Origin of the sequence: Aliidiomarina haloalkalitolerans (genome assembly GCF_003987315.1) — a bacterium.
Taxonomy (GTDB): domain Bacteria; phylum Pseudomonadota; class Gammaproteobacteria; order Enterobacterales; family Alteromonadaceae; genus Aliidiomarina; species Aliidiomarina haloalkalitolerans.
This window is the reverse complement of the sequence record NZ_PIPI01000002.1, coordinates 195,802-207,971: the sequence shown is the minus strand read 5'-3', so window position 1 is coordinate 207,971 and position 12,170 is coordinate 195,802. Positions and strand designations below refer to the sequence as shown.

Here is a 12,170-nt window from a genome sequence, read left to right as displayed (position 1 = left end):
GATTGAGTAGGCTATTGTGCCACGGGCTCGGGGCGAGACCAAAGCCAAATGGCAACCGCAGTTAAGAACAGCGGCAAGATAACTTTCATGACCATAGGGGCCGGTGACAGCAGGGTCAATCCAATACTGGCCGCCATCATCACCGAAGCGAGCCATTTCGCGCGCCGGGACACGGCGCCGTGCTGGCGCCAAGCACGGATGCTGCCACCGTAACGTGGATGGTGTAGCAACCACTGATCTAGTTCTGGCCAGCCCTTTCCTGCTGCCCAGGCAGCGAGTAATACAAAGGGCACAGTTGGTAAGCCCGGCAACGGTATACCAAGCAGTGCGAGCTTGAGCGCGACGACCGCGAGTAAGCGCCATAGTAACCGTGGCAGCCAGCCCATTTACGCGTCCTCGGTGGCTTTCGCTGAGCTCGCTTTTAAACCGAGTCGACCAGCAAGTTTGTGCAAATTACTCGCATCAATGCCGAGCAAGCGTGCTGCTTGAGCCCAGGACTGGTCGGTGCGGTGCAGTGCCTGACGAATCAGCGAGCGTTGGGTTTGTTCAACCGCTTGCTTTAAATTCGGTAGCTCTTTACCACTCTCAGAGACAGCAACTTCTGCTGGTATGACACTCGCGGTTGCTGTTCCTAAACCATCAAAACAGTCGGGTGTTAAGGTTACGATGTCCGAACGTACCACGCCGCGGCTTAGCGCTTTAATCGCTGCACGGCTGACAACATGCTCAAGCTCGCGAACGTTTCCTGGCCATGGGTAGTTGAGCAACAGCGACTCCGACGTGTCGGCAATACGTAAGCTACGAAAGCCTAGTCGTGTGCGGTTTTGTTCGAGAAAAAAGCCGGCCAGAAGCAGAATATCATTGCCGCGATCACGCAAAGGAGGAATGTGTAAGGGGTACACAGACAAGCGATGATACAGGTCAGCGCGGAATTCACCTGTTTTCACTTGCTCGTTCAGTTTGCGGTTCGTTGCGGCCACAATCCGGACGTCGACATGACGGGTTTTGTCGGTACCTAAGCGTTGAACTTCGCCGTTTTGCAGCACTCGCAACAGCTTCGCTTGAATATTAAGTGGCAGTTCACCGACTTCATCAAGGAAAATAGTGCCACCGTCGGCGCTCTCGAAACGCCCTTGACGTTCACTGGCGGCACCAGAGAATGCACCTTTGGCATGACCAAATAATTCACTTTCCGCTAAGGTTTCAGGGAGCGCCGCGCAGTTCACATAGACCATAGGCTTTTTCGCCCGAGGTGATAAGGCATGCAGACGACGAGCAAATAGCTCTTTACCGGTACCGGTTTCGCCTAACAACAAGACCGGTAGCTCCGAGTCGGCAACGACATTCAATTCGTCGAGCACCGAAGTTAACTGCACGCTCTGACCTATAATCCCTGCTTCAGCTTGTAACTTACGCTCCATTTGCGCTTCGTCTTGGCGCCCTTGGCGCAAAGCTTTGTTGTCTTGTTCGAGTCGGGTCATGCGCAGCATGGCTTCAATCACTAGCGCACAGCGCTGCAATTCAACCCGGTGAGCTTCGGTAAAGGTACCAGGAATGAGCGCGTCGAGGGTGACCACGCCCCAAGTATCGCCCTCGATAAATAATGGCATCCCCATGCAGTCATGAACCGCCAGTTGCTCACCCGGTTGCACTTCAATCAGACCATCGTAAGGGTCTGGTAGCGGGCTATCAGGTTCAAATCGAATGGCTTGACGTGCAGAGCATAGCATTGCTAGCCGCGGATGCTTGGCTAACTCGAAGTGACGACCGAAGGCCTCTTTAACGAGTCCATGGTTCGCAACGGGAGTTAGAGTGTCTTCGTCACGTCGCAAGAGAACGACGGCACCGCAAGCGAAGTAGTTTTTCAATGTCGAAACGAGTTTTTGTAAGCGCACGGGACCCGGCTGGTCGGTCACGAGGTCGGCGAGTAGACTTTCTTGAATCATGGTTTTTTGCACCTTCGGTGGGTAAATTTTACCCTTACAACTTAAGGTGAAAGATACCATGGGGGGGTAGGCTGGCTCTATTCTCCACAGGAGGTACTCCTTCTGCCCTTGCGCTCTGGGCATGACTTTCCCATCACTATTGTGGATAACTCAATTGTTGGCATACGGATTGCAAAACTACCTGCAAGTGTACGATTCATTTATTGAGGAGATATTCATGCAGTTATCCGCAACGACCCAAGCGCTAATGAGCCGCTCGCTGCACCAATGGCAAAAAGCTGATAATCGAGAGCTGATTGAGTTCATTCTCGAGCGCTACCATGCCATGCATCGTGAGCAATTACCGCAAGCCATTCAACTCGCTCGTCGTGTCGAGCAAGCGCACGCAGGTGACTCGAATTGCCCGGAAGGCTTAGCGGAGCATTTGAGCGAGATGTACCAAGAACTCGAAAGCCACATGATGAAAGAAGAGCAAATTCTGTTTCCAATGTTGGAGAGCGCAAGTTATCCACAAGGCCCTATCATGGTGATGGAAAGTGAGCACGATGACCATGAGTTAGCGCTGCAGCATATTGAAAAACTCACCAACAATATGACCTTGCCAGAGGGTGCCTGTGGCACTTGGACAGCGCTCTATGATCTACTTTCTGAGCTTGTGCAAGACGTTCGCGATCACATTGAATTAGAGAGCCGGGTGTTGTTTGTCCCGGAAGAGCAACTTGCGGGTCGTTGTTGTGGTGGTTGTCAGTAGGGGGCGGCTAGTACAACAACACTCACGAGAAGGGCTGCAATTGCAGCCCTTATTTTTTACTGTAACGTACTTTTTATTGCACTGATGCACAGGAACGAAATTGGTTTAGACCACCTTTGAATAACTTTGCTGGCCATCGAGCAAATAAGCATCGAACGTACTGCAAATACTGCGCACCCATAAACGCCCTAACTCGGTGACAACCAGTTCGCGCTCGTTGAGAAGAACTAGGCCGTCCTCAACGAAAGGAGCGAGTCGGGGGAAACTTTCAGCAAAGTACTGATTAAATGTAAGTGACCACTTACTTTCAAACTTCTTGATGTCTAGCTTGAAGTGGCAAATCACCTCTGCAATTAGATCGGCGCGAATCCGGTCGTCGTGCGTTAAGCCGACGCCTTTAACAACAGGTAGTTTATTGGCTTCGATGGCTTGATAATAGTCCGGCAAATCCTTTTCGTTTTGCCAAATGACCCCATTAATCTGGCTAATCGAAGAGACGCCAAGGCCGAGCAGCGCATCAGAACCATGGGTCGTGTAGCCTTGGAAGTTACGCTGCAGTTTGCCCTCACGTTGGACCTTGGCCAGTTCATCATCGGCACGAGCAAAATGATCCATTCCGATAAATTGATAACCCGCCGCAGTAAAGGTCCGTATTCCCATTTCAAGCAATTGCAGTTTCATTTCAGGGCTCGGTAAAGCGCCTTTATCGAGTTTACGTTGCGCGGCAAATCGAGCCGGCAAATGTGCGTAGCTAAATAAGGAGATGCGGTCAGGATTTAAGGCGACAACTTTATCAAGAGAGCGTTGGAAACTCTCAGGGTGTTGATGCGGTAAACCATAAATCAGGTCGAGGTTAATCGATTCGAAACCAAATTCGCGTGACTTTTGCACTAAGGTCTCGATCATTTCGTCATCTTGCACGCGATTAATGGCGATTTGCACGGTTTGGTCGAAGTCTTGCACACCATAGCTCACGCGATTGAAGCCAAGTGTACGCAAATGCTTTAGTTTCTCGAGGGAGCAACTCCGCGGATCGATTTCGATACTGATCTCGTGCTCACCATTAGCAACCAAACCTAGGTGTTCGCGCAACATATCCATCAATCGAGTTAATTGCTCTTCGGTGAGAAATGTTGGTGTGCCACCGCCTAAATGTAATGGGCCTAACCGACGACCACGCAGCAATGGTTTGTAAAGCTTCATTTCATTTTCGAGGGCATCTAGATAAGTGTCGGCTTTGCCTTGATGCCGAGTAATCACTTTGTTGCAACCACAGTAGTAGCAAAGCTTGTGGCAAAAAGGTAAATGGATATAGACACTTAATGTGCGATCGTCCGCGGCTAAAGCAGAAATAACTCGGTCATGCGCAAAAGGTGAAGTTAATGCGAGCGCTGTCGGGTACGACGTATAACGCGGCCCATTAATGTTGTAGCGTGCAATAAGTTCGGGATCCCAACGGAAACTTGTCATAACCTGTCCTGCCTATTCGTCTATCGAATGCGGAGTATACTGATTTATAAGGTGACAGGCATTGATCTACCACAATCGTTGGCGCGTTATTAACGATTGTTTAGCTTGAATTTTTCTTCTGTAAATAATTGTTATTAATATATTTTATTCGATCTAGTGCGGGCTTATTGATGATTCGTAAGTGCTGATTTTAACCCTTTAGAGGTAAGCAATTACCCCAACATAACCGCTATATCCTAAGGTGTTTTTAGCGCACCTTCACAGATTGCCATACAGTAGCAATTGCAGGTATGCTGCTTACTCATTGATTGACGCCGCTTTCGACTAAAAAAGAGAGATTCCACAATGGAAATGTATTTACCCATTAAATCGATTCACATGCTTACCGCATATATCACTGCTTTTCTGTTTGTATTGCGCTTAGTTTTAGACGCAACGGGCAAAACCACTTGGCGGAAAACGCCACTACGTTGGATACCGCACGTGAATGACACGATCCTCTTGATTATGGCTGTAAGCCTGATTGCACTGGCAAAATTCCCAGTATTTTCAATGTCGTGGCTGACTTTGAAAATCGTATTTTTGTTCGGCTATATTGCTACCGGTGCGGTCGCCATGAATATGGCGCGGCCGAAAAATGTGCGAATTATTGCGGCAGTTTTAGCATTGGCGCAATTGTTGTTTATCTTCCATTTAGCCGTCGCAAAACCTATGTTTTGGTAAGTTTGAATGGCAAACTGAATGAAGGAGATCGAGTTACTCGGTCTCCTTTTTTTGTTTGAGGAGACTGGCGACGCGATTGCGTCCTTGTTGTTTGGCCTCGTACATGGCCTTATCGGCGCGGTCAACTATAGGGTCCCAAGTCGTATCATTTTCAAAATGAGCGACGCCAATACTCACAGTGACTTTTGGCAATTTTGGCCATTCACCTTCTGCAACTTTCCGGCAAATGCGCTCAGCAAGATGTAAGGTATCTGGATAGGTCGTTTCCGGTGCAATGATCATAAACTCCTCGCCTCCCCAACGTCCTAAAATATCGGTTTCCCGCAGCGTGCCTTGAATCGTGGCACAGACTTCTATGAGTACATCGTCGCCGGCATTGTGACCGAATGTGTCGTTAATGCGCTTAAAGTGATCAAGGTCTAACAGCAGTACACCAAAGTGACGCTTGTAGCGCTGTGATGTATTTAAGAAAGTGGTGAGGTGCTCTTCCATGCGCCGACGATTGAGAACTCCTGTCAGGTCATCGTAGCTGGCTAGTTTCACGAGCTTCTCATTGAGAATCGATAATTGTATGGAGTCGGCAACTATCAGCAAATCACGGGCTAAATCGCGTGCAGCGTATAGCTGGGCAGTGCGCCATGGCATGCTTTTACCGCGTACTTCTTCAGCCCACAGCGAAAACGATTTGCGCGGGCCGAGCATGGTGCCCGCATTGGTTTCAACTTTCATCTTTTCTGGTGAGCCTGCCCACTTACGCTGCAACTTTTGTTCTTTTCGAAACAACAATAGATAGGAAAAAGTATCGGCATGGACTTTTAGTGGGATGGCTAACAGTCCGGCGAAAGGCGAGTCACTTTTTAACAAACCGGGTACAGAGTCTTGAAGCTCGTGCGTATACCAAAAGAGGTGATCACCATTGTTTTTTTCGAGCCATTGGACCAGCGCCTGAATTTCTGGCTCGGATGGGACAGCGCCACAAAGGGTCGCTTGATCGCCGCGTATATAGCAAAGTCCATCACTACGCAGTAGCTCGAGCCAACGCTCGGCGTGTTGTTCGACTAGATCATGCGGCGAACTTTGTACCGGCGATGATTGTGCTAATGCCTCACGGGCATCGTGCACACGGCGCAAATAGCGTTCGACCTGACGAGAGTGCAGCAGCCACAAACGCTCGCTTGCATATTCAACTAAACGCAATGCCAATAACCGCTGGCGCGGCTGTATCACGAGTGGTTTGCTGTTATGGCAGGCTAACAGCCCCCATAGTTTCTGGTCCTGAAACACAGCGATCGAGGCAGATGCCGCAACCCCTAAGTTTTGCAAATACTGCATATGCAGTGGCGATACGGCTCGTAACGAGCCGCGACTCAAGTTAAACGGCGGTCGCTCCGCAGAGTCAATAATCAATGGGATGGGCGCAGAATGACTGTCGGGAATTAAACGTACTGGATTCTGGTAGTACATCGCCCGTGCCTGCGGCGGAATATCGCTCGCAGGGAAATGGTGATGCAGCATGCTCGTAAGCGAGCCTCGCAAAGTTTCAGCAATGACTTCGCCATGCCAGTCTTCGTCGAAGCGATAGAGCATGACGCGTTCATAACCCGTGTATTTCTGCGTGACGTCGGTCAATGTTTGAATTAATTCGTGGTGGCTGTTGCATTTTTTTAGTTTGGCGAGCCCGCGCTGAAGTTGCACGTCAAACCAATTATGGCGATCAGCAAGATAGGTCTCGACTTCCACAACCCAATGATTTTCTTGCTTCCAAGCGAAGTAACTGAGGTTTTCGCATACCTCCCAAAATACATCGACATTGTCCTGCTCAGCTAGACTTGCAGCTTGCCAAAAAACGTCAGGTAAAATTGCTTGTGGTTGCTGTGCAAACGGCGAAAGTTCACTAGGTGCAACCCAAGGTAGGTATGTCTGAATGTTATCACTATAGGCGATGACTTTGCTCCAGTCGGCAGAAACCACGAGCAAAGCCCCAAACGATTGAATGGCCTGAGGGATATGAATCGGTTCTTTTTCGCACGCATCAATGAGAGCGCCAAGCTCTGCATCAATATGAGCGTGATTTCCTTGGCTCATTCTACAAGTCCTATGTAGCTAGGTGGGGCGACTGCAATTGAAAAATCGCCTGAAGTTCATTAAAGGTAGCATTCGCGTGCGCAATAATGAAATCAAATTGACATTTATTCAATAAGTTACTCGCAAGTTTTTGATCGATATGAGTGCTCCATTGTCGCCAAGCTTGCCAAGTATCTGGTTGACGTTGCCAGATGTTAAAAAATTCGCAAGGCAAACTAGGCTGGGTTTTTGCGAGTCTGCGACTAATAATCTGCCCTCCGGCGGTTGACCCCTCGATCACGTACAAGCTAGCAAAAGCTGCTAACTCGCGCTGTAAGCGCGGTAGTGTTTGCATTTGTTGCGCAAAGCACTTTTTATCAACTAAGGGTGCACTAATGTCAAGGTGTTTTAGATCAGTAAGTAACGCTTGTGAGCGAGAATGATAGGAATAGGGGGCAAACTCACGAATGATCGGTTCAAGTGGCGCATAAAAATGATAAAAAGCTAACAAGATAGAGCGGTATTCTACTGTGGATAAATCATGATTTAGCAACCGAGCGAGTAACGGCACTTGTTCGAGATTTCGATGGGCAACTTGAGTTGCGGAGCGCAATTGCCCCGCGATGGGAGCGCTAATAGTCTCAGTTTCCGATATGGTTTCCGATACGGTTTGCGAGCGAGTAGCCAAAGTGGGCTCCATGTTTTAGGCCAGTTGCCGTGACAAATCGGTGGCTAATTTTGCCACAAATGCGTAAATGCTCAATTGCGGGTTTGCGCCGACACTGGTTGGAAAAATTGAACCATCAAAAACCCAGCAGTTTTGTAGTTGCTGATGGCGACCATCAGGCCGCGTCACACTATTTTTGGGGTCACTACCCATGCGGCAGCCGCCCATCACATGGGCGCTCGACAGGCGGACACGCAATGGCTCATAGGCCAATTGATCGAGCAGCTTGGCCAACGCTTGCGGCGACGAAACGTAATCTGCCGAGGTGTGCAATGGCATTACCTTGGTCGCACCGGCAGCGAATTGAATTTGCCCCATGTGCCAGAGAGCTTCGCGCACTGTTCGCCACATTGCCAAGTGGAACGGGTAGTCTAAAGTGGCATCGCCGTTACTGCGTAACTCTACCTGGCCACCGGCGCAGTCCGGCAAAAAGCCGTCACGCATGAGTGCCAACATAATATTGGTTTGCCCCAGTTGCTGCATGCGTAGCCAGTTTTCATTGCCCCAACTGCCAAGTAAAGCGGCAACAACGCTAGGTTGCATGGGAGGTACTTCAAGCTTGTAGCCGAGTCGCTCTTGATTTGCGGGCGTTTCGTTAAAATGGTCCGAATAAACCGATTGTGGGGCGCCGTAAAAACCGTCGATTGCACGTTCAAACTGAGCCGCGGTCATGCATACCGGATGCAAAAAAGTTCGACTGCCAAGCAACTGATAAGGATCGGGCGCTCGCGACCGCAGCAGCAATGCCGGGGTATTGATGGAACCACCGGCACAAATGACGTGGTCCGCCAGCAACAGCGAACGCGCACCGTCACTGAGAGTCAAACTCGCATTCATACCACGGACATGCACGCCTTCCACCTTATCACCGCGAATTTCCAACTTCTCTGCGCGCATGCTATGAATGAGAACCGCATGATTCTCGAGGGCAGTTGGCAATGTGGTGACGAGCATGGATTGCTTGGCGTTGACTGGACAGCCGGTACCACAATAGCCGAGATTCCAGCATCCGGTGACGTTGCGCGGGATGATGTCCCAACCCCAGCCTAACTGTTCGCAGCCAAGCCGGATTACATCATTATTGGCATTCGGTGCCATACCCCAGCGCTGAACGTTTAAGCGTTGCTCAATTTGTTCGAACCAAGGTGTCATTGCTTGTGTATTGGCATAATCGATGCCAAAGTCATTTTCCCAAACCGCTAAAGTCGACGCTGGCGTGCGAAAACTACTGGTCCAGTTCACCGTTGTGGTGCCGCCGACCGTACGCCCTTGCAAGATGCTAATACTACCGTCTTTAGTCGTCCGCAATGCGCCTTCTTGGTACATTTCTGTGTAGGCTTTGATTTCGTCGTTGTGAAAGTCCGACGAGGTTTTTAAACTGCCTTCTTCGATAATCGCAATGCGCAAGCCAGCTAAGGCTAGGATCTCAGCCGCGGTGCCACCACCGGCACCGCTACCAATAATGATGACATCAAAGCGTGGCAGTGCGGGTAGTGGTTGCGAGCCGTCGTAGACTTGCCAGCCACGACGCATACCCTGACGAAATATATCCGGAACTGGCATTATGTGTGACTCCGAAACAACGGGGGCGGGCCCGGATAACCAATTGCAGCCCAAGCAGGTTCGGAGCCATACCAAGCCATATGGCAGAGTTGGCAAAGGCCTTGATAACCAAAGCGCAGCAGAGCAACGCGGCTATCACGCCAGCGCAGCAAAAACTGTTGTATGTCGGCAGTTTTGGCGGTTGTCCAATCGCCCCAATAGCCAGTGACTGGTCCCTGCGTTGCTTTAAACGTAATGAGGTCGAACAGGTCTCGCAGTTCGGCTTGTTTCGTAGGGCTGCTATGGTGCAGCAGGCGATCGATTTGCGTCAAGGTGGTATTCAGGTGGCCCGCAAACTGAGGGTGGTTGCCGATAATCAACGGCAGCACAGCGCTAAGAAAGGCAACGTCTTGAGCTCGTAACTGCTGATAACCGTTCAGAGCTTGCCTACGGCTACGCTGAAACCAACGCGCCCCGGTACCTGCCGTGGTGAGCAGAATTGCACCGCCGACACCAAACTGCAGAAAACGACGACGTGTTATAGCCATATGGTGACTCACAATGTCAGACCTCAGCGAATAAACAGTTTATAAATCATCCCTAATAATTTCCCGCCATAAGGTGGGTAAATTAGTTTGGCGCTATTCAGCTTGCCTTTACTTAAAACGGCGCGCGCATTGCTGAATGTGAGAAAACCTTCGTCACCATGGTAGCGACCCATACCCGATGCACCGACGCCCCCAAACGGTAGGTCGTCTTGAGCAACATGAAAAACAGCTTCATTAAAACAAACACCACCTGAATGGGTACTTTCGAGCACCTGCTGGCGCTCGACTTGATCATCACCGAAATAGTACAAAGCGAGTGGCCGATCGTTGCCACGGATATGTTTGAGAGCTTGGTCAAAATTATCGTATGCAACAATTGGCAAAATAGGACCGAAAATCTCGTCCTGCATAATCTTCATGTCACTATTGACCTGGTTGACGATTGTTGGCGGAATCAGGCGAGAGCCTGTAAACGTCTCGTTCTTCGGGTTAACGACGTGCACATCGGCGCCGCGACTGATTGCGTCTTGTAAGACAGAGTGCAAACGATCAAATTGCCTCTGGTTAATAATCCAACTGTAGTCGGGATTGTTTTGCAAACTTGGGTATAAGTTTTTGAAGGCAGTCTTTAGTTCAGCAATGAGTTCGTCTACTTGCTCACGTGGGCAAAGAATGTAGTCCGGCGCCACACAAGTTTGGCCGGCATTGAGGGCCTTAGCAAAGGCAATGCGCTCAGCTGCAGCGGGCAGATCACAGTAACGCGAATTGCCGATTATGGCCGGTGACTTACCGCCAAGCTCGAGGGTGACGGGCGTCAGGTTTTTGGCCGCCGCTTGCATGACGTGACGACCAATGTTGGTGCCACCAGTAAACAGCAAGTGATCGAATGGTAACTCTGAAAAAGCTTGGCCGATATCGACATCACCAGTCACGACGCTAACTTCTCCGGGCGTAAAACACTCAGCAATCAGTTCTTGTATGGCAGCTGCGGTGGCTGGCGTGAACTCACTCATTTTAATCAGCACCCGATTGCCCGCGCTTAAGGCAGCAACGAGCGGGCCGATCGCAAGGTACAGTGGGTAGTTCCAAGGCACAATAATACCAACCACACCAAGGGGCTGATATTCAACGCGAGCGCGAGCCGGTTGGAAGGCGGTGCCGACTTTTCGGCGCGACGGTCGCATCCAGCGCTTAATGCGTTTTTGTGCGTAGCGAATTCCTTCAACCGATGGCAATAACTCAGCTAACCGCGTTTCGTCCGCACTGCGGCGGCCGAAGTCTTCGTCAATTGCCTTAATTAAGGCTTCTTGATGTGCTAACAAACCAAGCCGGAGCTTCTCGAGGTTCTCGATACGGGTGTTCGCTGTTGGAAACGGTGATGCAGCAAAAGCGGTTTTCTGTGCAGCGAATAATTGGCTTAGTTCTTCTACTGTGGTCATTTCGAACCCTTAACCTTAGTAAATTGTCGTTGCATCAGTTTGGCGTATAAACCACGAGGTAGCCAGCGTTTCAATCGCCAAATTCGGCGCCCAGTAGCGTGCGGAAGGACATAAAATTGACGTTGCGAAACAGCTGCAGCCACTTGTTTAGCAATGTCTGTTGCAGTTAGGTCACTTTTGCTCATCAGTTTGTCGAGCGTTTTGTCCATGTTTGGCACGGTGCTGCGCATTGAGCTACCGAGGTTGGTGCGGAAAAAGGAAGGGCACACCACGGTCACACCAATATTGCTTGGTGCTAATTCATGTTGCAGCGTTTCCGACAAGGAAACCACCGCTGACTTGGTGCTGTTGTAAGCTGACATATTCGGCACGTCGAGCAGGCCGGCCATGGACGCAATATTAACGAAATGACCTTGTTTCTGCTGTTTGAAGATTGGGGTAAAAACCTTACAACCACGAACAACGCCAAGTAGATTGATATTTATGATCCATTCCCAGTCTTCTAAGCTGACGGTTTCGATCGCTCCGACTTGTGCAACACCGGCATTATTTACCACCACATCTACCCCTCCCCATGCCTCTGAAAGGGTATCGGCAACGCGTTGGAGATCCGCTTCTTTGGTCACGTCGCATGGCAAGAAGCGAGCATCCGAGGTGAGTTGCGCTAACGCTTGCTGAGCTTGCTGTCCTGCTTGCTCTTGAATATCACCGATGGCGACTCGCCAGCCTTGTTGCGCATAAAATTCGGCTAAGGCGAAGCCAAAACCGCTCGCGCCACCGGTAATAAAAATTCGTTTTTTCAGGTCGTTATTTGTGCTCACCGACTACCCACCTTGAGTTATTTTTTTAACCTTATGATCCGCAGGGGATACTCCCGAAGCCCTCGTGAATAAAGGGGTTATTTTAGCTACAGTGAGGGCAGTTAAGATGAAGTCAGATTGAATTTGCGCCCCCCCAGGA

General features: G+C 50.0%; 11 protein-coding genes. 2 read left to right on the top strand and 9 right to left on the bottom strand.

What is annotated here, in order from left to right; translation table 11 throughout:
* Positions 1–11: 11 nt before the first annotated feature.
* Together CWE06_RS05270 and norR are read right to left on the bottom strand one after the other, a co-directional pair.
* Positions 12–386, bottom strand: a complete 375-nt coding sequence (locus CWE06_RS05270; protein ID WP_126791888.1) for a YbaN family protein — start codon at positions 384–386, stop codon at positions 12–14.
* Positions 387–1,946 carry a nitric oxide reductase transcriptional regulator NorR gene (gene norR / locus CWE06_RS05265; protein WP_126791886.1) on the bottom strand — a complete coding sequence of 520 codons (1,560 nt, stop codon included), beginning with the start codon at positions 1,944–1,946 and terminating at the stop codon, positions 387–389.
* Between the two features lie 217 nt (positions 1,947–2,163).
* Between norR and CWE06_RS05260 the strand changes: the two genes are divergently transcribed.
* Positions 2,164–2,697 carry a hemerythrin domain-containing protein gene (locus CWE06_RS05260; RefSeq protein ID WP_241972486.1) on the top strand — a complete coding sequence of 178 codons (534 nt, stop codon included), beginning with the start codon at positions 2,164–2,166 and terminating at the stop codon, positions 2,695–2,697.
* Between the two features lie 105 nt (positions 2,698–2,802).
* On the opposite strand, the gene hemN is transcribed toward CWE06_RS05260, so the two are convergent.
* A complete protein-coding gene (gene hemN, locus CWE06_RS05255) occupies positions 2,803–4,167 on the bottom strand; it encodes an oxygen-independent coproporphyrinogen III oxidase (protein WP_126791884.1) in 1,365 nt (454 codons plus the stop codon).
* A 345-nt stretch (positions 4,168–4,512) separates the two neighbouring features.
* Here hemN and CWE06_RS05250 point away from each other — a divergent pair, with 345 nt between their 5' ends.
* Positions 4,513–4,890, top strand: a complete 378-nt coding sequence (locus CWE06_RS05250; protein WP_198679047.1) for a SirB2 family protein — start codon at positions 4,513–4,515, stop codon at positions 4,888–4,890.
* Positions 4,891–4,923: 33 nt separating this feature from the next.
* Here CWE06_RS05250 and CWE06_RS05245 read toward each other — a convergent pair whose 3' ends face one another.
* The 6 genes from CWE06_RS05245 to CWE06_RS05220 are packed head-to-tail and all read right to left on the bottom strand — an operon-like array spanning position 4,924 to position 12,031.
* A complete protein-coding gene (locus tag CWE06_RS05245) occupies positions 4,924–6,975 on the bottom strand; it encodes a sensor domain-containing diguanylate cyclase (protein WP_126791882.1) in 2,052 nt (683 codons plus the stop codon).
* Positions 6,976–6,985: 10 nt separating this feature from the next.
* Positions 6,986–7,642, bottom strand: a complete 657-nt coding sequence (locus CWE06_RS05240; RefSeq protein ID WP_157981139.1) for a biliverdin-producing heme oxygenase — start codon at positions 7,640–7,642, stop codon at positions 6,986–6,988.
* A gap of 15 nt (positions 7,643–7,657) precedes the next feature.
* Entirely contained in the window at positions 7,658–9,244 is a 1,587-nt protein-coding gene (locus CWE06_RS05235) for a GMC family oxidoreductase N-terminal domain-containing protein (RefSeq protein ID WP_126791879.1), read from the bottom strand.
* Positions 9,244–9,771, bottom strand: a complete 528-nt coding sequence (locus tag CWE06_RS05230; RefSeq protein ID WP_126791877.1) for a twin-arginine translocation pathway signal protein — start codon at positions 9,769–9,771, stop codon at positions 9,244–9,246. The genes CWE06_RS05235 and CWE06_RS05230 overlap by 1 nt, the downstream gene beginning before the upstream one ends.
* 23 nt (positions 9,772–9,794) lie before the next feature.
* Positions 9,795–11,210 carry a coniferyl aldehyde dehydrogenase gene (locus tag CWE06_RS05225; protein ID WP_126791875.1) on the bottom strand — a complete coding sequence of 472 codons (1,416 nt, stop codon included), beginning with the start codon at positions 11,208–11,210 and terminating at the stop codon, positions 9,795–9,797.
* Positions 11,207–12,031 carry an SDR family oxidoreductase gene (locus CWE06_RS05220; protein WP_198679046.1) on the bottom strand — a complete coding sequence of 275 codons (825 nt, stop codon included), beginning with the start codon at positions 12,029–12,031 and terminating at the stop codon, positions 11,207–11,209. The genes CWE06_RS05225 and CWE06_RS05220 overlap by 4 nt, the downstream gene beginning before the upstream one ends.
* Positions 12,032–12,170 lie beyond the last annotated feature (139 nt).

Coding starts and splice junctions, on each gene's coding strand:
- CWE06_RS05270 (WP_126791888.1), bottom strand. CDS start 386: ATGGGCTGGCTGCCACGGTTACTATGGCGCTTACTCGCGGTCGTCGCG.
- norR (WP_126791886.1), bottom strand. CDS start 1,946: ATGATTCAAGAAAGTCTACTCGCCGACCTCGTGACCGACCAGCCGGGT.
- CWE06_RS05260 (WP_241972486.1), top strand. CDS start 2,164: ATGCAGTTATCCGCAACGACCCAAGCGCTAATGAGCCGCTCGCTGCAC.
- hemN (WP_126791884.1), bottom strand. CDS start 4,167: ATGACAAGTTTCCGTTGGGATCCCGAACTTATTGCACGCTACAACATT.
- CWE06_RS05250 (WP_198679047.1), top strand. CDS start 4,513: ATGGAAATGTATTTACCCATTAAATCGATTCACATGCTTACCGCATAT.
- CWE06_RS05245 (WP_126791882.1), bottom strand. CDS start 6,975: ATGAGCCAAGGAAATCACGCTCATATTGATGCAGAGCTTGGCGCTCTC.
- CWE06_RS05235 (WP_126791879.1), bottom strand. CDS start 9,244: ATGCCAGTTCCGGATATATTTCGTCAGGGTATGCGTCGTGGCTGGCAA.
- CWE06_RS05230 (WP_126791877.1), bottom strand. CDS start 9,771: ATGGCTATAACACGTCGTCGTTTTCTGCAGTTTGGTGTCGGCGGTGCA.
- CWE06_RS05225 (WP_126791875.1), bottom strand. CDS start 11,210: ATGACCACAGTAGAAGAACTAAGCCAATTATTCGCTGCACAGAAAACC.